This window comes from Pseudomonas sp. 1912-s (genome assembly GCF_029269205.1).
In the GTDB taxonomy this organism is placed as follows: domain Bacteria; phylum Pseudomonadota; class Gammaproteobacteria; order Pseudomonadales; family Pseudomonadaceae; genus Aquipseudomonas.
On the sequence record NZ_JARIXR010000004.1, the window covers coordinates 274,061 to 299,007 of the forward strand.

Here is a 24,947-nt window from a genome sequence, read left to right on the forward strand (position 1 = left end):
TGTGTTGCCAAGGCTTTCTCACTGCCTGGCGCATTCAGCACCAGGCAGTGAGCAACCTTGTCGGCAAATGCCGCACCGTCACTCCGTGATCTTCTCGAAGTTGTTGTAGAACAGCTCGCTGTCACGCCCATCGGTCATCGTCTGCAGCGAGTAGGCACGGTTCAGGCGCGCGCCGCCGTCGCGGGTCAGGGGGGCCCAGACGACGTTGGCCCGACGCATCGTCGAGGTGCTCATCAACTCGTCGAACGGGACGGAAATGTAGATCCCCTTGTCGAAGCTGCCCTCGCCGTACTCTTCCTTCGAGGCGGTGGTGAGTGTCACCCAGCCACCAAATTTCACGCCGTTCTTGAACTGCCGGGAGATGTCGACGGTGGTGCCCCAGTCCCGCGCCAGATAACGCCCCACGCTGACTGCCGCCAGGGTGTCATAGGGCAGCTCTGTATAGCTGGTGACATGGCCGGTGATGGTCTGGTAATCACGCAGGCCGAAGCCCTGATTGAAATCGCGCTGGCGCACGACGTTCAGGTCTGCACCCACCGACCAGTGCTTGCCCGCCGGCCGAAACAACACTTCGCCGCCCACGCCGGCGTACATGGACTCCAGGTAACCACCGTAGACCATGCCATACAGGTCCCGGTCCAGCCGCGCCGCATGGTTGAACTGGAAGTTTGGCATCGTCACATCCGACGTCGTCATGTACTGGCGCAGGTCGGTGCGCACCCGCGGCAACCCGCTGGGCGCGTCGTAGGTGAACTTGTCGTAGTTGTTCAGCAGGTTGGCGCTGAGCAAACCGCTCCACCAGGTGTTGCGGGTAAACCGGTACTCCGCGTCGGCATCGGCGGTGAACTGATACAGCAAGCCGTTGGGGCCGCCGATGTTCTGTTTGTAACCCAGGCCCAGGCCGTAGCTGAACGGCTCCTGCTTGCCGGTGTAAAGCGTGGTTTCCCGATGAGCAATCGCCGGATTGACCTCGGTGGCACGGTGCAGATCCGTCAACGGCTGCTCGTTGTTCACCACCGCGCGGAAGGTGTCGCGGGGTACGCTGGTTTCTTCGATGGGCATGTCATAACGCTTGTTCACCAGGGTGAACCAATCGATGTCCTGATTGGCGCTGTTGTCGAGAATACGGCTGGCGCGCCCGACGGCCTTGGCTGAGTAGAAGTAGCGCTGCTGCTCGCCATACACCATCAATTCCGAGCCGCGCTGGGCAATGCGCTCCACCTTGTAGCCGGCATTCTGCTGCAGCCGGTCGGCGACACTAGCCCAGTTGACCTGGTCGGGCGGCGTAGTCGGCATGCGTGCGGGCAACGGTTCGGCGGGCGGGTCATAGGTCTTGACCGGCGCCTTGCGGCTGACAAAGTTGGTGTGCAGGGTGATGCCGAACATCGCGGTGTTTCCGCGCTCCCAGGCCGCACTCAGGTCAACGCTGTCGGCCAGCTTGTAGACCACACCGATATTGACCGGCGAGTCCTGCTTGATCGGGTTGTCCAACGGTTCGTGCTTGTAGTCGTTGCCCTCGTATTCGAGCTTCAGGCTCAGGGGCTCCCACGGCGTTTGATAGGCGATCCCGCCAAACAACGAAGGACGGCCCCTGAAGTAGGCGTTGGAGTTCACGTCCCCTGCCCTGGCGACGACTGCGGTGCTCTTGGGCCGGTCGTTGAACTTGCTGCCGAACACCGACAGCGGGTTGCTGAAGTCCCCGCGATTGCCCAGGTAGCCCCAGGCAATGCCGAGGCTGAAATCCAGGTTGGCATAACGCTTGTTGGCGACGAAGTATTCGCTGGAAAACAATCCGGTACCGCCGATGTCCCGGGCGCCGAAGGCCACTTGCGGCGCCCAGTGGCTTTCTTCCCAGAGCCGTGCCTTGAAGTCGATGGCTTTGTCTTTGAAGCTCTGGCTTCCGCTCAACGCCTCGGCACCGTACTTGCGGTTGCTGATGGCGGTGTAGCGAAACGAGCCCTCCAGCCAGTCGAACGGCTGCAAGGAAAAGCTGTAGCGCGAGTAAGGATCGGTCCGGTTGGCGTTGGCGCTCAGCTCGCCCGCCGGGGCCATGCGTGCGGTGGGAGTCTGTAGCAGGCCCACGCCGCCAAAATCATTTTGGGTGTAACGGGGCTCACCGTGAACCAGCCCACAGGGCAAGAGCAATACAGCTGCAAAACGTAAATTCAAGGGTTCACCTCAGCCAACGGTTGAGTGGCGAAAAACTCGGCCAGTTGTTGGTTGAGATCAGGGGTCGGCGTCTCAAGATCATCACTGCGCAGCGGCACCAGGATCCGGCTGCCGGGAGCGGCCACGACACCCTCCTCCCGATTCCAGGCCGCCACGCCCACACGTCGTACCTGGCCGTCGGGCTGGATCAGCCACAGGTCATCGCGCTCGGCGTCGTCGAGGACGGTGCAGTCGCGGACGTAATCCCGGATTTCCCTCATCGCCTGGTACGGCACATTGCAGGGTTGCGCGACCGCGCCCAGTACCTCAACGGTGGAGTGTCTTGCGGGGTAAAAAAGCTCGTCGCCCTCATCGAGCAACGCGTTGCGGGCGAACCCCGCCTCCACGGCGATCGGGTCCAGCACGGCCACCTGGCGGCCGGTGACGGGCAACTGCTCGACCTGCCGGTACAGGCGCGCACTCAAGTCCGCCCGCGTGTGCTTGTTATCCAGCAAGGCCCCTCGTTGCAGCAGTTTCAGGTCGAACAGGACGCCCGCCTTCAAACGGGCCTGCTTGCCTGCCTGCGACCGGTGCAGCCACGCGGCGCCCAACCAGTAGCTTTCGGCATTGGGCTGGGCCTCGCGAATCACGTCCAACAAGCGCGCACCGGGCTTGATGTCGAATGGGCCGGGGCTGCGCACATCACCGCTGACGGTGACGGCCGCCTGGCCAACGCCTGGGCCGATCAACAGCAGCCCAAGGCATAAAAGGTTCGAACACTTCACCGGACGGCCCCCCGATCAGGGCGCAACTGCACGATTTTCAACACCAGCCGGGGCGTCAGATGCTGCTCGCTGCGCCAGATGAAACCATCCTGCGGATCGACCCAGTAACGGTTGGTGGCGCGGAAATTCAAGGTGGGCACCTCCACCTGTTCGTCGATGCGCAGCAAGGCGTAATCCTTGTCCAGAATGCGGAGGGTCTCGATACCGTGGGGGCTGAAACGGCTGTTGACCGCAAGACCGATTCGGTTGCCGTCGTAGAGGTCGATCCAGCGGGTGCTGGCATAGCCATCGGGCAGATGCTGGAGGCCGCGCTTGAACGGCGACTCGCCACTGAAGCGGGTGCCATCCAGGGAAACCCCCAGCCCGACGGTGCGCACCACCAGGCCGTTGCGCATCATCAGCACTTGCTTGCCGGAGGCGACCCAGAACTCCAGGTCGCCCCGACGACGGGGCATGGCCATCACCCCTTCGCTGACGGCGGTGGTGACCAGGATCTGCGGATACGGCACCGCGTCGACCTGGGCGCGGGTCACGTTGATGGAGGCCGGACCGGTGACGGACGTTTCGAGGGTGTACCACGACGCTCTCATCAACGGGTTACACCCGCACAACAAGAGCGCCATCGACAGACAGGCGCAGCTAGGCAAAATTTTCACCACGGGATAGCGCCTTATCTGCTGTTGACTTCACTGAGGTCATTGGCCGATCTGGCACCCAGCCCAATGGCAGTGGCGGTAGGCAGCAGCTGGCTGATCAAGCGGTTCCAGCGCGTCACGCCGGCCGGCCCGACGTACACGATGTCTTGGGGCTGCAAGTCAAAGCGCGTGGCGAGCACCAGCGCCGAAGGTGACTGGGCATCGAGCTGGAACACCTTGGCCGGTTCGGCCTCCAGGTTGTCTACGCCACGAATCACGTACACCGCATTGCCATTGGAAGTGGTCTGGTTCAAGCCCCCGGCCGTGCCCAGGGCATCGGTCAGGTTGATCGACTTGCCCTTGAAACTCAGTGCCCGGGGCTGATTGACTTCACCCATGAGGTACACGCGTTTCTGGTCGTTATAGGGCAAGTACAACCGGTCGCCGCCCTTGAGGTAGATGCCCTGCAGTTGCGAGCCCTGGCGATTGAGGCTGTCCAGGTCGAGCCTGTACTCGCGGCCGTCGCGGGTCAGGGTCAGGCCCGACAGGTCGGCATTCGTCGGGTCGACACCCGCGGCGCCAATGGCCTCCACAGCGCTCAGTGGCGTGGTGGTGATCGGCTGCTGGCCGGCTTTCACCACCGCACCGGTCACCACCACCGTCTGGCTGGCAAACCGCAGCACGCTGACGTCAACCTGAGGGCTTTCAATAAATTGCGCCAGGCGTCCGGAGATATAGGCGCGCAGCTCTTCGATGGTTTTACCGGCCACCGGGACGTTACCGATATACGGATAAAACAGCGTGCCGTCCGGGCGAACCAGGCGCCCGTTGGCATCAATCTGCTGTTGCGGCCCCGACGGTGCCGTCAACTCGGGATGATCCCAGACCGTAATAAACAACAGGTCATTGGCGCCTACGCGATAGCCACCCGGAACATAAGACAATAATTCCGAGGGCACCGATTCACGCACTTGCGTGGCGGCATCCATGGCGATCAATTTGGGGGTGATCGGAATCAACTCCACCCGGGTACTTTCGAGAGAACCCTCACTGGACATTTGACCGGTGTCCATGTGTTGACCAGGCGAAAACATGCAGCCGTGCAAGCTGATACTTGCCAGCAAAAGAACAGGTAACCTACGAATCATAATGGCACTACGCTAGTCGAGGGCGAGTCTAAAAAAGATCACCCAGAAAGTTCTGAGTGATCTTGAACAACACACATTGCGGGTTAATTAGTTGGTACCGGTGGTACCACCTGTGCCGGTTGTGCCGCCGGTGCCGGAAGTACCGCCATTGGAACTGCCGCCCGAGTTGGAAGCAGCCGCCGCAGCGCCGACAACAGCCGTGCCGACCCCCACGGTTTCACCAAGCGTCACGCCGCCCACGACCGGGGTGCTCAACGACAGGGACTCGCCTGCGCCGGCCGTATCGCTCACCGCTGCGCCGGCGACTTCACCCGCCGCCAGTGCCGCAGTACTTGTGAAAGCCAGCAAGCCGGCCAACAGTAATTGCTTCATATCAGACTCCTTCTCGATATTTACCCCTTATACAACTTTGCAATAAGGGAGTAGTGATGGAACGGAGATAAAACAGGCCATGAAAACTGCATATAGATCCTGCCGGATCATGCAATTAGCCTCTCAGGAATCATCTCACTTGTGGATACGGCAAACCACCAATGTTAATAATCGTCAGGTTCAAATGATTGGCCGCACTGATAATCCGCGACCGATACCGTAATACTCGAAACCATTGGCTTTCATGCGGTGCGGATCAAATATATTCCGGCCGTCAAAGATCACCGGCGTACTCAGTTTTTCTTTTATAAAGTCCAGGTCCGGGGCTTTGAACTCGCGCCACTCGGTCACGATCACCAACGCATCGGCACCCTGCAACGCGGCTTCCTTGGTGCCCATCAGCAGCAAGTCTTCGTTCATGCCGTAGATGCGCTGGGTTTCCGCCATGGCTTCCGGGTCGAACGCCTGAATCCTGGCCCCTACGCTGCGCAACTGTTCGATCAATACGCGGCTGGAGGCTTCGCGCATGTCATCGGTATTGGGCTTGAAGGCCAGGCCCCAGATCGCAAAGGTCTTGCCTTCCAGTTGCCCACCGAAGTGATGGTGGATATGCCCGAACAGGTGCTGCTTCTGGCGCTTGTTGACTTCCTCGACAGCCGACAACAGGGTTGCCTGGTAGCCGATCGACGACGCGGTGCGCTCCAGGGCTTGCACGTCTTTCGGGAAGCACGAGCCGCCATAGCCGCAGCCGGGGTAGATAAAGTCGTAGCCGATCCGCGGGTCGGAACCAATGCCTTTACGCACGGCTTCAATGTCGGCGCCCAGGCGTTCGGCAAAGTTGGCCATTTCGTTCATGAACGAAATCTTGGTGGCCAACAGGCAGTTGGCTGCGTACTTGGTCAGCTCCGCACTGCGGATGTCCATCGTGATGATTTTTTCGTGGTTGCGGTTGAAGGGCTCATACAGCTCCCGCATGCGGTCCACGGCGTAGCTGCTGTCACTGCCGATGATGATTCGGTCGGGACGTGTACAGTCCGCGACCGCCGAACCTTCCTTGAGGAACTCGGGGTTCGAGATGACGTGAAACTCCACCTCAAGGGAACGGGACTTCAGCACCTCGGACACTTTCGCCCGGACTTTGTCCGCCGTGCCCACCGGCACTGTGGACTTGTTCACGATGATCTTCGGCTCGGTCATGTTGTGGGCGATGGTCGCCGCCACGGAGAGCACGTACTTGATGTCGGCGCTGCCGTCGTCATCCGGCGGCGTGCCCACGGCGATGAACTGCACCTCGCCATGACGCACGCCCTGGGCGGCGTCGGTGGTGAAATGCAGGCGGCCGGCATCATGGTTCTTCTGGACGAGCGCGCTTAACCCAGGCTCGTAGATCGGGATAATGCCGCTCTTGAGGTTCTCGACTTTCGTGGCGTCGATGTCGACACAACAGACTTCATGCCCCGCGTCAGCCAATACCGCCGCCTGCACCAGACCCACATAGCCGATTCCAAATACAGTTACATTCATTTCAATACTCCTTTAAACAAGCTCGAGGCGGCCATAGCGGTCTTCAAAGCGGATGATGTCGTCTTCGCCGAGGTAGGAACCTGATTGCACTTCAATCAGCTCCAGCGGGATGCGTCCCGGGTTTTCGAGGGAGTGCACAACGCCGATCGGGATGTAGGTGGACTGGTTCTCGGTGAGCAGCACCTGCTTGTCGGCGATCTGCACATTGGCGGTGCCGGAGACCACGATCCAGTGCTCGGCCCGATGGTGGTGAAGCTGCACAGACAGCTTGTGCCCCGGCTTCACCGTGATGCGCTTCACCTGGTAGCGGTAGCCCTGGTCCACCGAGTCATATTTGCCCCACGGCCGATAGACTTCGCGGTGGCTCGCGCTTTCGATCCGGTGCTTTTCAGTCAGCTCAGTGACGATCTTCTTGACGTCCTGGGCATGGTCCTTGGTGGTCACGAGGACCGCGTCGGCGGTCTCGACCACCACCACATCGCTGATCCCTGCCACCGTGACCAGCCGGTGGCTGGCGTGCACATAACTGTGGGTGACGTCTTGCAGCAACACGTCACCCTGGGTGCAGTTCTGATGGGCATCCTTGGCGCCCGCTTCCCACACCGAATCCCAGGCGCCCAGGTCACTCCATGGCGAGTTGAGGATGACCACCGAGGCAATATCGGTTTTCTCCATCACCGCGTAATCAATCGACACGTTGGGCGCGTTCACGAAATCCACCTGGTTGAGCCGGGTGAAATCCTGGTCATGCGCCGCGTTGGAGAGGGACAGTTCGGCGGCCACCATGATGTCCGGGCTCAGGCGCTCCAGCTCAGCCTTCATGACAGAGGCGCGGAACATGAACATGCCGCTGTTCCAGAAGTAGTTACCCTGGGCCAGGTAGCCTTGTGCGGTCCCAAGGTCAGGCTTTTCGACAAAGGCCTCGACGTGCGCCGCGCCGTCGACCGCAGCCGCTTGAGTACGGATATAGCCGTAGCCGGTCTCCGGCTTGGTGGGCACCACGCCGAAGGTGACGATCTTGCCCTTGTTGACTTCCGCCGTGGCCGACGTCAACGCTGCGTTGAAGGCGTCGGTATCGCCGATGACATGGTCTGCCGCCAGCACCAGCAGGATCGGATCGTCCCCGTCCGCCAGCGCCGAAAGCGTCGCGGCCGCAATCGCCGGGGCGGTATTTCGGGCGGTGGGTTCCAGGAGGATTTTCTGCGGAATCACGTCCAGCGATCGGCTTTGTTCGGCCACGATGAACCGGTGTTCTTCGTTACACACAATGATCGGAGGGCGGACGTTCTCGCCCTCTATGCACAGGTTCTTGATTCGCTCCAACGTGGCCTGAAACAAACTCAAGTCACCGTGCAGGGCAATAAACTGCTTTGGCTTAAGTGCTCTTGAAAGCGGCCACAGGCGCGTGCCTGAGCCGCCAGACAATATAACTGGGATCATAGCGATTACTCGATGATTAAAGGCAATAAGAGCGTATTGACAAACAGCCGAAACTTAAGAGGTGAACGACTTTACATAACTGATCAAACGATCTCTTTCGGTAAAGTCCAATGAACTTTCTGCGCTGCTGTAGTTAAGGGCCGAATCAATCGCCGAAAAGAAAGCGTCTTTATCGTGGGCGATAAACACAGACGGCAGGTCTGAGAAGTTCTCGGCGGTGTCGAACTGGTGATTATTGATATGTTCACCGCGCCGGCTATCGCGCGGGACGATAACGATGGGTTTGCCCAGCTCAAGGGAACGAATGATATTGCCCATGCCCGCATGGGAAACAATCACTTTCGAGGCGTTGAAGTTCTTGGAAAAGAGCGGCTCGGCAATGGTCTTGTACGCCGTAATGCGGCCCAGGTCGTTTTCGTTGTTGCCCACCTGCGCCACAATCGGGACCTGGGGGTTTGCATGGCTCCATTCATTCAAGTAGCCGAGCATTCTTTCAAACGGTGCTTGAGTGCCAACGCTGCAAAAAATCATTTATACAATCCTCCCTTTATATTGGGCCCGGCTGTTTTGCGAAAGCGTGGGCCACTGGGTCAGCAACTCATCGACAAAGTAAACAGCGATACGGCCAGACAAAGAGAGTTTCTTGGGGTTGGCGATGCTGTCGATCCACAGGGTCTTTTTGCCCATGAGTTTTCCGGCGATCAACCCCAGCAGACCGGGAGCGGCACCAGTGGAGATAACGTATTTGGCTTTACTGCGGTAGACGATCGCGAAGATCTGGCAAAACCCCTTGATGATCTTCATGGGCTCACTGCGGTTAAAGTCCGGGACTTGCGCAAAGTCATGCAATGGATACTGCGAACCAATGCTGATATCGACGGTGGCAATGGTAACTTTTTGACCGTCGAAGGCCGGGAGCAACTTACTCATTTGCACCCAGTGCCCACCTCCAGAACAAATCAACAAAACATCACTTGATTGACTCATGACGGTTCCCTTCCTGTCAGAACTAATAAACATAATTAAATAGCTGCGGCAGTCTTCAACAATTGAGCCTGCCCTTCCCAACGGCTTATCCGCTTGGCTTTCAGCAAGGCTGACTTTTCTTTATAGGTTTCTTGATGGGCGATGAGTTGTGAAACACCGGCCTTTATGGACAGTGGGTCCATCGTGTCCACGAACACCGCCGCCTCGGAAAACAACGAGCGCAGGACCGTGGTGTTTGAAAGCGCCATTGGCCTGCCGGCACTGACCGCTTCGTTGGCCACGCTCAACTGCACGTTGTCGCGGGTGGTCAGTCCGAGCACCACATTCGCGTGGCACAGCAACTGCTCGAAGGTCGCCTTGCTGAGGAAGCCGGTCAGCTTGATGTTCCCGGGCAGTGACGCCACGAGTTCCTCGGAGAGCTTGCCCTGGTGCTTGCCGGTGATCAGGAAGTCGACACCGGGCATTTCCCTGGCGGCGTTGATCACAACCTCGATCGGCTCATCGATATCAAACGAACAGGGAAACAGCACATAGGGTGTTTCGCGTTCACTGGCGGGCGGCACCGGAAAGTCGCACGGCAAGTCTTCCAGAATAAAAAGCCTGGCTTCCTTGACGCCCAGGCTTGCCAATTCTTCTTTGACTTTGAAGTTGTGCACGACCACCGCATCAATGCGATTCAGCAGGGCCACGGTTCCCGGGAAGCCGATCCATTGTTTGCGCAACAGGCTGTTGTGGGCGTCGGCAATAATCTTCAGGCGCCGGTTAAATACACACTTGTAGGCCAGCGCTATATGCAGGACCGGGCTCGGCGGCAGTTGCACCCAAAGCACTTCGGGCGAACCGACCAACAGCGTCTTGAGGGTTTTGAACGACTTGATCAAATAGTCCAGGGGCCGTGCAGACTTTTTCTTGAACCGGTTGGGCAGATGCAGAATGTCATACGCCCAATATTGCTTCATGGTATCGGCGCGTCGTTGATAGCCAATCCATGCAATCATTAATGATTTCACTTAAGAATCCTGCATAAATAAGGGTGGGCACGCGGGGTGCTTTACAAGGCAAACCAGACAGGAAAGTCGGCGCGGTACAGAATGTTTTTATTTCGAAAGCGAATCGGTTTGGCCGGGTTGCCGCCCACGATCGAATAGGCTTCAACGCTGCGCGTCACCACACTGCCGGGATACACCACCGCGCCTTTCCCGATGGTGACGCCGGGCATCACCATCACATTGGGAAAGATCCAGGCGTCGTCTTCGATCACCACGGGTTTTCCCACCAGGCAACTCATCGGGTCATCGATGTCGTGGCCCAGGGTATAAATCCGGGTGTTGTGGGAAATATTGACGTTGTCGCCAATGCGGATACCCGCGCGGTTATCCAGGTAGCAGCCGTAATTGATCGTGCAGTTCTTGCCGATCGCGCAGTTGCCGAACGAGAAGAAAACCACCTTGCGGTGAACCGTGGTGTTTGCGCCCACCTGGCACCCTGTGGCCCGCAGGAGTGAACGTCGCACGTTGAAAAACAGGGCGAGGCTGAGCAGCGTGTTGAAGAAGGCAAGGGCGGCCTTCTTGATATTCAGTTTGAGGTTCTTCATCTACTCACCCTGCCCTGCTGTATCCGTCACGCGCTGCGAGCTCATCACAAAATTCCGGAAGCGGATATTGGTACTGACCGGCGTGGCGAACGACGGATTATTCCCACCGAAGAACGTCGAAAACAGCAAACCATCGATGGTGATATCCCGGGTGTCTCTAAACGTCAGCCCGGTTTCGGTGTGCACCAGTTTTTTGTCGTACCAAATGGAGATCACGCCGTCGGCCTCCCCCGGCGTATTCAACTTCACCAGTTGCTCCAACGTATGCCATTGCCCGACCGTAAAGATCCAGGAACCCAGGCCTACAGCCGTTCCCCAGGTTTTACTGGTGGGCAGATAGGCATAAATGGCGCCGGCGCCCTTTTCTTTCCATATGTAGCGCGTGGAAAAACCATCATGGCCGTTAGGTATTTTCCCGCCGGTATTGGCTGTACCGCCGTAGAGGCCCGGAAGTTTCCCGCCTTTTACAAAGTTGAAATTCTTGTCGAACTTCAACTCATAGGTCAGCACCAGGCATTCCCGGCCGGGTTGCGGGAGCGGCGACTTGAACTCAATGCCGCCATAGGGCAAACCCAGGCGCACCATCGAACCCGGGTCGTACGAGCCGGCCGGAAAGTGCACGGCGATGTCCTTGATCTTCTGGCTATAGGCCTTGTTCGTCAGATTGGCGCTGCCCTTAATGCTGTTCTGCGCCTGCGGACCTTTGAGCATCTGTGACACATCCGGCAGTGACGGATAGATGTTTTTGATGGGTTGCTCACAACGGTCGTTAGTCTCTGATGCGCCGCTCGCAGCCATCTGCAAAGCGAACGCCAAAGTGAGTAGCGTCGAGGCTGTCTTTTTCACGTCGGTTGCCCCTCAACTCTATTTTTCATCGACCCACTTCAAAAAGTCGTCGACCGCTTTTTGTGCCAGGGACGACCGCTGCGCGATCTCCTGCTTGAGGTGCTCGGCCATCTGCGTTTTGGATTGCCTGAACTCGCTGATGGTCGACATGATCACCTCAGCGTCCGGGGTGCTGACCAACCGGGTGCCTTGAGGCAACATTTCATGGACTTTCTTCAGCTTGTTCTCGATGGCAACGGCGATGGTGGGAAACCCGAGGGAAGCCGGTAGCAGCACGCCGTGTGCACGGGCGCTGATGATCACGTCGGACTCGACAATCAATTTCGCCATGAACGTTTCCGGGGTGTCGCCAGCCGCGTCCCAGCACAACCATTCGAACCGGTGGTACTTGTCGATCAGGTGCTGGTCCCGCTCTTTGTAGAGCGAGACCAGGCGCACCTGCTCGCCGCGCTTGGCCAGCTCTTCAGCGGCTTGCACCATCGCCTTGATGAACTGCTGCCCGTTCGCGTCGTGGGGCCAGTCGCGCAGGATAAAGGACAGGTACTTGCCCTTCTTCAGGCTGCCGATCTCCAGGTCTTTGCTGGAGATCCACAGCTCGGAAAGCAGGCTCGGGTCGGTGTACACCTCGACGTCGGTTTTGCCGAAGGTGTTGCAATGCTGCTGGCTGGTGCCGTCCCGCACGGAGATGTAGTCGCAGCGATTGATCACGCTGACAGCGCGGTCGAGCAACTTGCCACCGCCATCAAACGGGCCCAGGCCGATACAGAACGCCGCCAGGCGACGGTGGAAATAGATCCTGTCGACACCGCCGCGCATGCCTACATACAAGCGCAGAAGCGTGGACTTCAGGTCGGTTTGCGCCTTGAGGCTCTTGTGCAGCTTCGCCACGATGCCCTGACGGGCGGTGACAGCTTTGGCCGGCGGGATGAACGAGAAGAACTGGCCCCCGCCCCCCAGCACCACCAGGTCGGCCTTGACCGGCTCCTTGATGTGCAGCCACTTGATACGCGGGTTGAAGTTCCGGGCGATCTCCGGATGATCGACACCCACGGCAATATCCGATTCTTTAAAGCGTTTTTTCAGAATATTGATAACGCAGAGCATTAATACGTCATCACCCAAATTACCAGGACCGTATGCCCCCCGGATATATACTTTGCTGACATTCATGCTGGGCTTCCATTTTCCACGGGGTCGTTAAACACGGTATTCAAAGCGAACGTTGTTGCGAGAATGTAGATAAATATCAACGCCAGTATCATCAATCGATAGACCATACTTTCAACGTAGGCACTTGAGATAAAACTGACAAAAGGCAATGTCCACAAGATCAATATCCTGGGAGAAACCAGCAACTCCAAAGGGAGTATTTTCTTGTAGACGAAATAAGGCAGGCCGAGCAGGAAGTGGATGAACTGGGAACCAATGAATGCCTTGGCAATCCCGACGGCGCCCTCTTCCCGCAGCCAGAAGGCCCCGGCGATGAATAACAGGCCCCACAGCACGTTGCTCATGACGCTGAACCAGGCGAGGTTCATCACGATCATCTTTCTAGAAATGCCGGACTTGAAGGCACTGAGCAGCGAGCCAAGAATCACCAGCACCAACGTCACTTCAAAATCACGGCCCAGGAAACTGCTCCCGTAAAGCTTCGCCAATAACTCGGGAAACATGATCACCGGCTGGATAATCACCAACACCACTAACCAGCCCGACAGGAAGTTCAAGGCGTCCAACTTGCGATTCTTGCCGCCCAGCGCGGCGGCCAGCATCGGCACCAGTACCGAGCCCAGTACCACGGAAACATGGGAAAAGATCGCGTTCCACTGCATGGCGGCGGCGTACATGCCGAGGGCGGCAAGTCCGTTAGTGGTTTGCGCCAATAACTTGTTCGCGAACCAGTTCATCGGCGCGACCATCAACCCGGTCAACAACACCGGCAGGCCAACCGAAAGCACCGCGTGCTTTTCTGCAATCGCGCCCTTGAAACTCAGCGTGGTGTTCTGCGCCTTCAGTATTTTCCAGCACGCCAGCGCGCTGAAAAACACGATCATCAATTGAGACCCGGCCAACCCCAGCAGCGCGCCGTTAAGCCTGAACTGGATGGTCAGGCCGTACGTGGCCGGGATCGCAACGATGGCGATGATTCCGTTGATCGTCGCAATCGAGCGGTATTGCCCCCAGCCGGTCAGGCAGCCCTGGGTCCAGCCCGACAAAATAATCAGCGTGATGGTGCACAACACGATCAGCGACGCCGCGTTCAGGCTGTCTGTGCCCAGGATGACGCTGGAGAAGAAATCCGGGAAAAACAGCGCTGTCCCGATGATCATCGCGCTGAAAAAAATCGAGAAAATCAGCGTCAGCGCGATGCCCCTGCCGGTCTTCTCGGGGCTGGTGTCCTTGAACTGCCCAATGTGCTTGGCCGTCGCCGTGGTGGTGGCCTGGGCGGTGACGTTGGCCAACATCACGATCGCGCTCTGGATCAGGCCGTACTCGCCAAACGATTGCGCGCCCAATACACGCGCAACCAGGATGCCGGTGATCACCACCGACACTTTGGTGGCGACGGCGGAAATGAAGCTCCATGCCGTACTGGACACGAATTTTTTCAACAGTGTGCTGTTCATCCGGCATTCACCTGCAGGGGCGTGGGTATCAGCGGCTGGCGAGGGTTGAGGATTTTTTTGCGTTGCCTGGCGGTGTGTTCGGCACACACCCGCAGGACAATGGCGCCATACGCGATGCCGATGGCGTACGGCTGATAAGGCGTGGCCGACACGATGAACATCACCCCCAGGAAGATGCCGATCGAGACCGCCACCCGGCTGTTCATGTGCTGGGTAATCGAGGTGATGAAGACATACAACAGGTACAACCCGATCAGCCCGTACTTAACAAAGTAGGTCAGGTAGGCACTGTCGATATTCGAGTTCTTGTCATCCAGGCCACGGTATTCAAACCAGGGAATCTCGAACGGCGTCCCTGCTCCCAACCCCACAAAGTAATGCATGGGGTTCATGCCCCGGATCAACTCCAGCGCGGGGCTGAAGCGCGTGGCCAGTTGCGCGGCCATGCCTTCAGACGACAAGCCGTCATTGATTCGATCGGCACCGATCATAGTGCTGATGCCGATAAACGCCATCAGCACCACCGCCCCTGCCAGGGCGACACCGATCATGCGCGCAGGCTTTTGGTATTGGTGAATGATGATCGCCGCAAACACCGACACAAAAATGAACCGCGAGTTGGCGATAAACAGACAGATAAGCGAGGTCGCCAGGCAGAGGCGTGCGAGCTTTTTTTGCTGGTCAAACAGCCGTGGATCGATGAAGTAATAGATCAGGTAGGCAACGGCTGCGTAGGTGCCCCCATCCAGGTATCGATAGGCGTTTTCTTCGTAATAGACGTCCTGAAACTTGTACAGCCCCAACCGTAGCCACGCGATGTCCAGCACATTGAATGCGCTCATCGCGATCAACAGCATCAGAACCGTTTTCAGCTTCAGGGTTTTCGCGGTGAGGGTCGCGATATTCGCCAGCACGATAAACGACAGGATCATGATGAAAGGCCGAACATCCTTGAGCAGGTACTTGTTCGAGGACTCCAGCAGGCCAAAGGCGAGTAACACCACATACAGTCCGCAGCCAAAAAGCAGCGCGCCCGGCGCCGTCAGTTGGCTCTTCTGCGTCAGCACCTGCCTGATCAGCAACGCACCCAGCCCGCCCACGATGTAGAAGTCAAAGAAGAAGATGCCCTTGAGCGAGATTATTTCGCTGTAGGAGTTGCCGGTAGGAATCACCGACAGCATCACCCCAAACAGCACGATTGAGTGCTTTGGGCTTTTGACGGCAAGCAAACCCGCTGACAGCGCGATAAGAGATAACAGGTAAAACATGGCTGGGTATTCTTTATGCTGATTTGAATTTGGCACGCTACCGCCCCAGGATTTTTCGTTCATTTCCTGAAAACGTGACGTCTATCCTGCTGATACGTCCTGGGACGATGGTGCGTAACGACTTGAATCAGCTTCGATCAGCCTGGTACTCGTACTGGTAATACCCGTAGTTGCCGTAGCCATATTTGGCGGAGGCTTTCTTCTCGACCCCGTTGAAAATGGCGCCCCTCAGCACGATGCCGTTCTGGGCAAACCGGCGCATGGTGTGTTCGATTTCCTTGGCCGGGTTCAAGCCGTAGCGCGTGACGATCAGGTTGGTCCCCGATTGCCGTCCCACGATCGCCGCGTCGGTCACCGCCAGGAGAGGTGGCGTATCGAGGATGACCAGGTCGTACCTTTCGCTGACCTGGGACAACAGCTCAGTCAGGTTGCGATGCATCAGCAACTCAGAAGGATTGGGCGGTATCTGCCCGCGGCTGATGAGGTCGAGGTTTTCAATCCCGGTGTTGTGAATGGCGGTTTCCAGCGTGCATTGATTGGAGAGGATGTCGGACAGCCCATCCTTGGCGGACACACCCAACACCTTGTGCAGGTAGCCCCGGCGCATATCCACGTCAATCAACAGTACGCGCTGCCCGGTTTGAGCGATGACCGCCGCCAGGTTGACCGAGACGAAGGTTTTACCCACCTCGGGGCTCGGGCCCGAGATCATGATCCGGTTATTCGGCGCCTCAAGCATTGCGAAGTGCAGGCTGGTGCGCAAACTGCGCAAGGCCTCCACCGCCAGGTCCGTGGGGTGACTGATGGCCAGCAATGAAGACCCCGCATCGGTACGCCCACGCCCCCGGGTGATTTTGTCTTCCTCGACCTTTTGCAACGTGCTGTAGGGAATCGACGCATACACCGGCAAGCCCAGTTGCTCGATGGCTTCCGGGCTTTCCAGACCCCGGTTCAGCGCCTTGCGCAGCAGCACCAGCGCCACCGCGAGGAAGCCGCCCAGCAGGGTCGCGATCAGCACGATCAGGATCTTTTTCGGCTTGATCGGCTTGAGGTAATTGACGTCGGCGGTGTCGATCAGCCGCACGTTGCCCACGGTGCCCGCACGCATCACGTCGAGCTCCTGGGACTTGTTGAGCAGCTGGGTATAAATCGCCGTACCCACCTCGACGTCCCGGGTCAGGCTCAGCAGTTCCTGCTGGGTGGAAGGCAGGCTCTCTACCCGGCTCGCCAGGCTTTGCTGCTTGCTGGTCAACTCGCCGATCTGGGTCAACAACGCCCGATACGCGGGATGCTGGCGGGTGAACTTGCGGTCCATCTCGGCCTGCTGCAGCTTCAGCTCGGAGATGCTGGTATCGAGCCCCACGATCTGGTCGAGGATGGCCTTGGTTTCCAGGGTGATGTCCACCGACTTGCTGCGGGTCTGGTATTCATTCAAGGCCTTGCCGGCTTTCTCCAGGTCCTTCTTGACCTCCGGCAGTTGCTCCTTGAGAAACGCCAGGCTCTGCGCCGCCTCAGCCGAGGTGCGCTCGACGTTTTGCCGCACATAAATGGCCGCGATCTGATTGAGGATCTTGATCGCCTGGTCCGGGTCGGTGCTTTCCAGCGCCAGCCCGATCATGCCCGACTCTTTGCCCCGCTCGACCACATCCAGGTTCTCCTGGTAGTCGAGGATGCTGGTCAGGCGCGCATTACGGATCACCCGGAAACGGGTGCCGGGTTTGGCCCGCAGCTCTTCAATCTGAAACGCGACGCCATTTTGCTCGAACGGCTGCCCGACCTCACCGGCTGCCAGCACCTGGTCATCTTCATCCACCAGGGTGTAATGCGCGTTGTCACCCACGGTCAGGGTCAACTTCTTGCCCAGTTGCCCGTCCGGCAAATCCAGCTTGAAGATCTTCAGCGACTCGCCGCCCCAGGCAAAACTGTCCAGGCCCGGCAACGGCTCGGCGAGTGCACCGGGATTGCTCTTCTGGAAGCGGCGCGCGAGGAATTCACCGACCACCGGGAAGTACATCGGCTGCACGACGATATCGAGTTTCAGGTTATCGACGGTCTTGCCAATCACGTAGCGGGACTGGATCAGCTCGATCTCGGTGGCCGAGGGAGACTCCTTGCCCAGCATGCCGCCGATATCCGAAAAGCCCAGCAAGTCGTTCTTTTTCGCCTCGACCTGCAACAGGGCACTCGCCTGGTAGACCGGGGTCGCCAACACCGCATACGCGGCGCCCGTCACCATAAAGGCGCCGGTAACCGCGGCGATCAACCACTTGTGGTCGATCAGTGTTCCAAACAGACCGAGGAGATCGATCTCCTCGTTTTCGTCTTCCCGTGCGGTGACTGCTGGCGCTTGCTGCATAAGTCGGATTCTTAGCCTTATTTCGATTCAAAAAGTAGTGGCGATCAGCGTGCGAGACGCTGCGCCCATGCGTTTACGGCTTCTTCGATCAACGCATACGCGTGCACAAAAGCAGCTTTCCCTTGACGGTAGGGGTCGCTGATCTCTCGCTCGTTTTGCCATTTCCCCAGCAGCAAGACCTTGCCTCGTGCCTCGGGAGCCATGCTGAGTACGGCACTGATGTGCTGTCGTTCCATCACCAGGATCAGGTCGGCGTCGCTGATCGCCTGTGGCGCCAGTTGGGTGGCCTGGTGCTCGTCGGCTGGATGGCCATGGGCTTCGAGTACCGCACGCGCGGTGGTTTCAATCGGCTTGCCGACCAACGCGGCAATACCTGCAGAACTGACCTTGATATCGGAGCGCGCGAGTGCGCCACGCAAAAGACTTTCCGCGGTGGGACTACGGCAAATATTGCCAATACAGACAATCAACACTCTTTTAAACAAGGCGATATTCCCCGGGGCATCCATTACCCATGAAACAACTAGTAACTTCACGGCAGTATTTAGTACCACGGAACTTTGACCTCACCCAAAATTATCTTTGGACGAAAAATAACAGCACCCGGCTTTATGTACGACTAACCAGACAATTTATAACATTCGTGACTTTGCAGCGTTCATCGGCTTTAAATTAAACAACCATGCCATATCGTTTTATATAGACAGAGGGACGCCCCATGAGCGCAAATGCCAATAAGGCCTGGTATCTGGTCCAGTGCAAATCCCGGCAGGATGAGCGCGCCGAGGAGCATCTGCAGCGCCAGGGCTATACCTGCTTCCGGTCTACCTATAAACGCGAACGGCTGTTGAAGGGCCAGCGAAGGACCACCCGCGAATCACTGTTTCCCGGGTACCTGTTTATTCAAATGAGCCTGCAGGACAGCTGGAGCTCACTGCGTTCGACCCGCGGGGTGTCGCGGGTCGTCGGGTTCGGCGCGCACCCGCTGCCCATCAGCGATGCGCTGGTGGACGAACTCCAGGAGCGCGACCATCAGGCCGTGGTGGCCACCCTGCTGAAGCCGGGCGAAAGCGTGCGTATCCATGAAGGCCCGTTTGCCGAACTGGAGGCGGTCTTCCTGGCCATGGACGGTGAACAACGGGTGGTGTTGCTGATGAACTTCCTGCAACGGGAACAGCGCATCAGTTTGCCTTTAACCGACGTCAGCCGAGTTCAGGAAACTTGCTGATATCCCGCTAAACAGACCAAAAATAACCATCAACTTACTAACAGACTAAAAATAACATCGCCTTACTTTTTCGCCTCTTCAGAATAGAGTAATACCTGAATAAACAGCGAGGAACAGCCATGAAAAGTTCAAAGCTATTGGTAGAGCGTATCGGCCTGTTTCCTTCTTCGGGAAACATCCACGTCAACGTTAATAGTTCAACCACCGTTGTAGAACGCATGCAGGTGTTATACGCCAGCCATTCGCTGGACAGCGATGAATCCGGTGCCGGGCTTTCAATGGTATTCGCCGACTGGCGCTTCAAGTTACAGGTGAGTAATCCCCTGTCCGTTTGCCTGTGTGTGGAAAGCCGCGGCGACAGCCATTTCATGCAGGTCAAGACCGCCGAATTACTGGCCAATATCTCCTGCACCGAGGAGCGACCATGAGCATTTATGGGGATTTGAAACGTGCCTATGCGCTGAAGGGGCTAACCACCGCCTTTGAAGGTTTTGTGGGCCTGGCGCCCAACGAACACCTGCCGACCGAGCACTATGCGCGCAACACCCAGGTCATGTCCCGCTGGCTGGATCATTTGCGCGGCAACTCGCCGCTGGACATTACCGATACGCTGTTCAAGCAGATGAAGCGTGCTCAGCGCCGTGGCGATGCCCGGCGCTTCAACTCCCAGACAATGCTGCTGGGGCTGCTGGTGGAAAGCAACATGGCCATGGACCTGGCCACTTACTCGGCGTTCAGCGGCATGGGAGCGGCCCGCCAGGAAGGCTCCTGATGGGCCTGGTCGGCCCCGGAAACGGCGACGGCCACATGGTTGAGCAGCTTCTCGGCGTTGTACTTGGGCACCATCGCACTTAACAACAGAATCACCATTCCCCCACCGATCAACGACGGGGAAACCCGCACCTCAACCACCTCAAGGCGCCATAGAAACGCCAGCGCCGCCATCCCGCCCAAAAAGCCACCGGCCAGCGCCTCGTTGAGCGGATGAATATAGGGTGCGACGCAATACGCACTGAACCAGCCGGTGACCAACATCCCGGCGATAGCCGCGGGCCAGCGCCAATCGGGATTGATGCGGCGCGCCACCAGGCTCATTGCCACAGGCACCATCAGCGAGGTATTCATGGCGTGACCACTGAGCACGGCAATATCAAGGTGTTGGAGCGACACGCCCCAGCCCTTGAACAGCAATTTGCTGAACGCCACGATGGAATAGGTGCACGCGATCGTCATCAGCCACCACTTGACCGCCTGGGGCCGGGAATACCAGAGCCAGACGGCGATCACCACGGCGGCCGGAATCATGACGGTGATACCGCCGTATTGCGCAAGTTCTTCCCGTATCACGTGCTGTTCCCTACCCGCAAGTTTTCCCGGGCCCATGAGACCTCAGACCCGGGCAAAACACAACGACTTCAGGGCGCGGCAGCCAACGATTGCGGCGAAAATACCTCGGTATCGGTCAATGCCTGCACCTCTACCCGGTGCGGGAAAATCTTCTTTTCCACAAACAAATCATCCACCTGCTGCAACGCCTGCACGTCCCGTTCCTCGACCGGCAACAGCGACTCATCACCCCATTTGCGCAGCAACTGTGAAACCTCCAGCGGAATATCGTTGACCTTGGCAAACACCCGCGTGTATTCCTCGGGGTTCTGCTGCGCCCACTCGAAGGCCTTGGCGAAACGCTGCAGGACGTCACTCAACGCCTTGCGCTTGAGCGGGTCGGCCAGCACCTCATCGGAGGCGGTGATAAAGGTCAGGCCGGTGTTGATGCCCTCCCCGCTGATCAGCACCCGCGCGCCCTTTTGCTCGGCGAACGCCTGATACACCCCGAAGGTAGCCCAGGCTTCGATCTTGCCGGCATTGAACGCGGGCAACGCATCGGTGGGCAGGACGAAGCCGACGTTGACGTCCTTTTCATCCACGCCGGCATTCTCCAGGGCGCGGATCAACAGGTACTGGGAAATGCTGCCACGGGCGGACGAGACCACCACATTGCGGCCTTTGAGGTCTGCCACGCTGTGGATCGGTGAATCGGGCGGCACCAGGATCGCAATACTCCGTGCCTGGCTGCGACGCACGGCGACGATACGCAATGGCGTGCCCCCGGTCGCGGCCGCCAGCACCGGCGTATCACCCGCCGGGCCGAGGTCTACGGCGCCGGCGCGCAACGCTTCGAACAGCGGCGCGGCGCCCTGGAAGTTGGCCCACTGAACCTTGTAGTCGATGCCGTCCAGGGCGTGAGAGGCCTCCACCACGGTGCGCAAGCCCTTGGCCTGGTCACCGAGGATCAAGGTCACGCCCGAAGCGGACTCAGGGGCTTCGGCGACTTTGTCGCAGCCGCCCATCACTAGCGCCGCTGCCAGCAGCAAAACCGTTCTGAACTCAGCCATGGGCAAACCGCCGCACGGTGGCACTGGCGGGCTGTGCGGCCGGGGCGTCCACCTCCACGCCCAGCAGGCTCAGCAAGCGTGCACGAATCGCCTGGAAACCGTCCTGCCCGGTGTCCCGTGCGCGGGGCAGATCAATGCTCAGTTGCTCGGCAATCTTGCCATCCGCCAGCACGATCACACGGTCGGCCAGCAGGATCGCTTCGTCGACGTCGTGGGTCACCAGCAACACGGCCGGCGTGTGTTTGCGCCAGAGTTCGATGATCAGGCGATGCATCTTGATGCGGGTCAGCGCATCCAGGGCGGCGAAGGGTTCGTCCAGCAACAGCAGCTTGGGCTCGCGCACCAGGCCACGGGCCAATGCCACGCGCTGGGCCTCACCGCCGGACAGCGTTGCGGGGTACGCCTCCAGCCGATGGGCCAGCCCGACTTCCGTCAAGGCCTGCACCGCACGGGCCTTGGCGTCGGGCACCCGCAGGCCGAGGATCACGTTTTTCCAGGCGCGCTTCCACGGCATCAGCCGGGGCTCCTGGAACACCGCCGCCCGAGCCTTGGGCACGCGCAGTTGGCCGCTGTCGATACTGTCCAGGCCCGCGAGGCTGCGCAGCAAGGTGGTCTTGCCGGAACCGCTGGCGCCCAGCAGCGCGACAAACTCCCCGGGGGCGATGTCCAGGTCCAGGCCATCAATGACCCGCTGCTGGCCGAACTGGCGCACCACATTACGCAACTGCACCGGTGCTGCTGAAGCTTCGAGAGTCGACATGTCAGTTCCTCACAAACGATGGGCGCCAGGCCAGCGCAAAACGTTCCAGGGTGCGGATCAAGCCATCGATCAGCAGGCCCAGCACGCTGTAGATCAGCAGGCAGATCACGATCACGTCGGTGCGCATGAAGTCGCGCGCATCACTGGCCAGGTAGCCAATGCCGGCGGTGGTGTTGATTTGCTCGACGAACACCAGGGCCAGCCACGAGATGCCCAGGGAATAGCGCAGGCCGACAAAAAACGACGGCAGCGAGCCCGGCAGGATCACATGCCAGATCAGCTCGCGACGATTGAGGCCAAGGGTGTTGGCGGCCTCGATCAATTTGGGGTCGATGTTGCGGATGCCGGCGAACAGATTGAGGTAAACGGGAAAGGTGGTGCCGGTGACAATCAGCGCGATCTTGGTGAACTCGCCGATGCCGAACCAGAGGATGAACAACGGCACCAGCGCCAGGGACGGGATGGTACGCAGCATCTGCATCGGTGAGTCGAGGATCACCTCGCCACGCCTGGACAGCCCGGTGATCAGCGCCGCCACCACCCCGATACTCACACCGATGCTCAAGCCCAGCAGCGCCCGTTGCAGGGACACCAGCAAGTGCTTGCCCAACTCGCCGGAGACGATCATTGCCCACAAGGTGCCGCCAATCTGCGACGGCGCGGCGATGACCCGCGCCGGGATAAAGCCCAGCTCGGAGGCCAGCTCCCACAGCAGCAGCAACACAATCGGGCTGACCAGGCGCAGCAGCACGTCGGGGGTGCGCCAGTTGCGCAGCCCGCGCGGAATCAACCGGGATGCAACCCCGGCGTGACCCTCGGCCTTGTCGACGGAAAACGAACTGGCGTTAAAGGACTTTTCAGTCATCGGGCTTCCTTCCTCATCAAGAACACGGCCAGGAGCGCCGCTGCGGTTTCATGCTATTCGCATAAAAAACCTCAGTGAAATTCTATTTGGGAATAACCTAATGCGATTAAAATGCGCATTACTGATAACTATATAAAAATATGATTCTGTATTTTTATAATTAGGATAGAACCAATCGGCATTTTACAGGCCCGGGCACTGCCCCTATTTTCGATACCAGCTTTATTCCTGCCCTCAACAAGGACTGACCATGAGCATCGAATTTATCGGCTATATCGGCGGCCACCACGCCTCGGAGATCCACCCTCGCAGCGGCCCGACCTTGCAACCCGACTACGTGGAAACCGTGGCCCGCGCCCACGAAGAGGCCGGCTTCGACCGCGCCCTGGTGGCCTTCCACTCCAACAGCCCGGACAGCACCTTGATCGCCGCCCATGCGGCCAGCGTGACCCGCAAATTGAAGTTCCTGATTGCCCATCGACCCGGGTTTGCCCAACCCACCCTCGCCGCCCGGCAATTCGCCACGCTGGATGTGTTCAACGGTGGGCGCACCGCCGTGCACATCATCACCGGCGGCGATGACCGTGAACTGCGGGCCGACGGCAGCCATATCGACAAGGACGAGCGCTATGCGCGCACCGACGAATACTTGAGCGTGGTGCGCCAGGAATGGACCAGTGAAAAACCCTTTGACCATCACGGCACTTACTACCAGTACGAGGGCGCGTTTTCCACGGTGAAGTCACCGCAGCAGCCGCATATTCCGCTGTATTTTGGCGGGTCTTCAGCAGCCGCCATTGCGGTGGCGGGCAAGCATGCGGATGTGTATGCGCTGTGGGGTGAGACCTACGAGCAGGTGAAGGAAGTGGTCTTTCAGGTGCGCGCTGAGGCAGCCAAACATGGGCGTACGGTTCGCTTCAGTTTGTCGTTGCGGCCGATCCTGGCGGAGACGGAAGCGCTGGCGTGGGAGCGTGCGGATCGCATCCTGGAGCAGGCGACGGCGTTGGCTGAGAAGAATGGGTTTGTGAGGCGGGAGCCGCCGAATGAGGGGTCGCGTCGGTTGTTGGCGGCGGCGGCCCAGGGGTCGCGTCTGGATAAGCGGTTGTGGACCGGGATTGCCGGGTTGCTGGGGGCCCAGGGGAATTCGACGTCGCTGGTGGGCACGGCTGATCAGGTGGCTGAAGCCCTGCTCGACTACTACGACCTGGGTATCACGACCTTTTTGATTCGTGGGTTTGATCCGCTGAATGATGCGATCGACTATGGGAAGCGGCTGATTCCGCTGACTCGCCAGTTGGTGGCTGAACGGGAGCGGCAGGCGGCTGAAAAAGTCGCCTGACACCACCTGCTGGAGCTGCCCACGCAGCTCCAGCAGAGAAAATCGCTGATTGCATCCAACCCTCTCGCCACGCTAAAGTTGAGAATAATTATCAATCACTAGCTGGCACCTGCACTCCATGAACAACCGCAGCAGTTTCGAACAGGACGTCGAACACCTCTACCTTGAACACAGTGGGTGGTTGAAAAACTGGTTGCGCAAACGTCTGCACGAAACCGCCGATGCCGATGATCTTGCCCAGGACACGTTCGTGCGAATCATCGGTGCGCGGCGTCCGGTCAATGAGTTGCGCCAGCCCCTGGCCTACCTCGCCACCATCGCCAACAGCCTGCTGATCAACCGCTGGCGCCGCCAGGCCGTGGAACGCGCTTACCAACACGTGTTGGCCGAGCAACCACAAGCGCTGGAGATATCGCCGGAAGACAAATACCTGCTGATCGAAACCCTGGTGGAAGTCGATGAACTGCTGCACGGAATGCCCGCCGGCATGCGCGAAATCTTCCTGCTGTCGCAGCTCGACGGGCTGACCTACAAGCAGATCGGCAGCCAGTTGGGCCTGAGTGTCGACAAGGTGCAAAAGTCCATGAGCAAGGCATTCACGCTGTGCTACGCCAGCCAGTTCGAGTAAG

26 protein-coding genes are annotated in these 24,947 nt (G+C 58.8%); 5 read left to right on the forward strand and 21 right to left on the reverse strand.

What is annotated here, in order from left to right; genetic code table 11:
• Positions 1–78: 78 nt before the first annotated feature.
• The 17 genes from P3C29_RS07725 to P3C29_RS07805 form a co-directional block, all read right to left on the reverse strand.
• Positions 79–2,169 (reverse strand): YjbH domain-containing protein, encoded by a 2,091-nt coding sequence (locus tag P3C29_RS07725; protein WP_201124523.1) that lies wholly within the window; start codon positions 2,167–2,169, stop codon positions 79–81.
• Positions 2,166–2,933, reverse strand: coding sequence for a capsule biosynthesis GfcC family protein (locus P3C29_RS07730; RefSeq protein ID WP_275964226.1), 768 nt, complete (start codon positions 2,931–2,933; stop codon positions 2,166–2,168). The genes P3C29_RS07725 and P3C29_RS07730 overlap by 4 nt, the downstream gene beginning before the upstream one ends.
• Positions 2,930–3,589: a YjbF family lipoprotein gene (locus P3C29_RS07735; RefSeq protein ID WP_032881964.1), complete on the reverse strand. Its 660-nt coding sequence runs from the start codon at positions 3,587–3,589 to the stop codon at positions 2,930–2,932. Before P3C29_RS07735 ends, P3C29_RS07730 begins: the two co-directional genes overlap by 4 nt.
• Before the next feature lie 14 nt (positions 3,590–3,603).
• Positions 3,604–4,716, reverse strand: coding sequence for a polysaccharide export protein (locus P3C29_RS07740; RefSeq protein WP_201124525.1), 1,113 nt, complete (start codon positions 4,714–4,716; stop codon positions 3,604–3,606).
• An 87-nt stretch (positions 4,717–4,803) separates the two neighbouring features.
• Entirely contained in the window at positions 4,804–5,088 is a 285-nt protein-coding gene (locus P3C29_RS07745) for a hypothetical protein (RefSeq protein WP_275964227.1), read from the reverse strand.
• A 180-nt stretch (positions 5,089–5,268) separates the two neighbouring features.
• The gene (locus P3C29_RS07750; protein WP_201124526.1) at positions 5,269–6,612 is read right to left on the reverse strand and encodes a UDP-glucose/GDP-mannose dehydrogenase family protein; all 1,344 of its coding nucleotides are present in this window, start codon (positions 6,610–6,612) and stop codon (positions 5,269–5,271) included.
• A 12-nt stretch (positions 6,613–6,624) separates the two neighbouring features.
• The gene (locus P3C29_RS07755; protein ID WP_275964228.1) at positions 6,625–8,052 is read right to left on the reverse strand and encodes a mannose-1-phosphate guanylyltransferase/mannose-6-phosphate isomerase; all 1,428 of its coding nucleotides are present in this window, start codon (positions 8,050–8,052) and stop codon (positions 6,625–6,627) included.
• Between the two features lie 54 nt (positions 8,053–8,106).
• The gene (locus tag P3C29_RS07760) at positions 8,107–8,583 is read right to left on the reverse strand and encodes a glycosyltransferase (RefSeq protein ID WP_201124528.1); all 477 of its coding nucleotides are present in this window, start codon (positions 8,581–8,583) and stop codon (positions 8,107–8,109) included.
• On the reverse strand, positions 8,584–9,039 hold the full coding sequence (locus P3C29_RS07765; protein ID WP_275964229.1) for a polysaccharide biosynthesis protein: 456 nt from the start codon (positions 9,037–9,039) through the stop codon (positions 8,584–8,586).
• 35 nt (positions 9,040–9,074) lie between these two features.
• Positions 9,075–10,037: a glycosyltransferase family 1 protein gene (locus P3C29_RS07770; protein ID WP_010171920.1), complete on the reverse strand. Its 963-nt coding sequence runs from the start codon at positions 10,035–10,037 to the stop codon at positions 9,075–9,077.
• A 53-nt stretch (positions 10,038–10,090) separates the two neighbouring features.
• On the reverse strand, positions 10,091–10,633 hold the full coding sequence (locus P3C29_RS07775; RefSeq protein ID WP_275964230.1) for an acyltransferase: 543 nt from the start codon (positions 10,631–10,633) through the stop codon (positions 10,091–10,093).
• Positions 10,634–11,479 (reverse strand): polysaccharide lyase, encoded by an 846-nt coding sequence (locus tag P3C29_RS07780; protein ID WP_238535543.1) that lies wholly within the window; start codon positions 11,477–11,479, stop codon positions 10,634–10,636.
• Positions 11,480–11,497: 18 nt separating this feature from the next.
• Complete coding sequence (locus P3C29_RS07785) at positions 11,498–12,649, reverse strand: polysaccharide pyruvyl transferase family protein (protein WP_275964231.1); 1,152 nt, start codon at positions 12,647–12,649, stop codon at positions 11,498–11,500.
• Positions 12,646–14,106: an oligosaccharide flippase family protein gene (locus P3C29_RS07790; RefSeq protein WP_275964232.1), complete on the reverse strand. Its 1,461-nt coding sequence runs from the start codon at positions 14,104–14,106 to the stop codon at positions 12,646–12,648. Before P3C29_RS07790 ends, P3C29_RS07785 begins: the two co-directional genes overlap by 4 nt.
• Positions 14,103–15,374: a DUF6369 family protein gene (locus P3C29_RS07795; protein WP_275964233.1), complete on the reverse strand. Its 1,272-nt coding sequence runs from the start codon at positions 15,372–15,374 to the stop codon at positions 14,103–14,105. Before P3C29_RS07795 ends, P3C29_RS07790 begins: the two co-directional genes overlap by 4 nt.
• Positions 15,375–15,501: 127 nt before the next feature.
• On the reverse strand, positions 15,502–17,730 hold the full coding sequence (locus P3C29_RS07800; protein ID WP_275964234.1) for a polysaccharide biosynthesis tyrosine autokinase: 2,229 nt from the start codon (positions 17,728–17,730) through the stop codon (positions 15,502–15,504).
• A gap of 44 nt (positions 17,731–17,774) precedes the next feature.
• Positions 17,775–18,215: a low molecular weight protein-tyrosine-phosphatase gene (locus P3C29_RS07805; RefSeq protein ID WP_169389399.1), complete on the reverse strand. Its 441-nt coding sequence runs from the start codon at positions 18,213–18,215 to the stop codon at positions 17,775–17,777.
• Between the two features lie 233 nt (positions 18,216–18,448).
• Here P3C29_RS07805 and rfaH point away from each other — a divergent pair, with 233 nt between their 5' ends.
• From rfaH to P3C29_RS07820, 3 genes are all read left to right on the forward strand, one after another.
• Positions 18,449–18,958, forward strand: a complete 510-nt coding sequence (gene rfaH, locus P3C29_RS07810) for a transcription/translation regulatory transformer protein RfaH (RefSeq protein ID WP_201124534.1) — start codon at positions 18,449–18,451, stop codon at positions 18,956–18,958.
• Positions 18,959–19,077: 119 nt separating this feature from the next.
• Positions 19,078–19,386, forward strand: a complete 309-nt coding sequence (locus P3C29_RS07815; protein ID WP_237151027.1) for a phosphomannomutase — start codon at positions 19,078–19,080, stop codon at positions 19,384–19,386.
• Complete coding sequence (locus tag P3C29_RS07820) at positions 19,383–19,730, forward strand: hypothetical protein (RefSeq protein ID WP_275964235.1); 348 nt, start codon at positions 19,383–19,385, stop codon at positions 19,728–19,730. Before P3C29_RS07815 ends, P3C29_RS07820 begins: the two co-directional genes overlap by 4 nt.
• Here the strand turns inward: P3C29_RS07820 and P3C29_RS07825 are convergent.
• The 4 genes from P3C29_RS07825 to P3C29_RS07840 all read right to left on the reverse strand — a co-directional run bounded on the left by P3C29_RS07825 (position 19,682) and on the right by P3C29_RS07840 (position 22,979).
• A complete protein-coding gene (locus P3C29_RS07825; RefSeq protein WP_275964236.1) occupies positions 19,682–20,305 on the reverse strand; it encodes a hypothetical protein in 624 nt (207 codons plus the stop codon). The genes P3C29_RS07820 and P3C29_RS07825 overlap by 49 nt on opposite strands.
• 68 nt (positions 20,306–20,373) lie before the next feature.
• On the reverse strand, positions 20,374–21,354 hold the full coding sequence (locus P3C29_RS07830; RefSeq protein WP_275964237.1) for an ABC transporter substrate-binding protein: 981 nt from the start codon (positions 21,352–21,354) through the stop codon (positions 20,374–20,376).
• On the reverse strand, positions 21,347–22,114 hold the full coding sequence (locus P3C29_RS07835) for an ABC transporter ATP-binding protein (RefSeq protein WP_169388856.1): 768 nt from the start codon (positions 22,112–22,114) through the stop codon (positions 21,347–21,349). The genes P3C29_RS07830 and P3C29_RS07835 overlap by 8 nt, the downstream gene beginning before the upstream one ends.
• 1 nt (position 22,115) lies before the next feature.
• Positions 22,116–22,979, reverse strand: a complete 864-nt coding sequence (locus P3C29_RS07840) for an ABC transporter permease (protein WP_275964238.1) — start codon at positions 22,977–22,979, stop codon at positions 22,116–22,118.
• Between the two features lie 250 nt (positions 22,980–23,229).
• On the opposite strand from P3C29_RS07840, the gene P3C29_RS07845 reads away from it, so the two are divergent.
• Together P3C29_RS07845 and P3C29_RS07850 are read left to right on the forward strand one after the other, a co-directional pair.
• A complete protein-coding gene (locus tag P3C29_RS07845) occupies positions 23,230–24,318 on the forward strand; it encodes an LLM class flavin-dependent oxidoreductase (protein WP_275964239.1) in 1,089 nt (362 codons plus the stop codon).
• 118 nt (positions 24,319–24,436) lie between these two features.
• Positions 24,437–24,946: a sigma-70 family RNA polymerase sigma factor gene (locus tag P3C29_RS07850; protein WP_010171944.1), complete on the forward strand. Its 510-nt coding sequence runs from the start codon at positions 24,437–24,439 to the stop codon at positions 24,944–24,946.
• Position 24,947 lies beyond the last annotated feature (1 nt).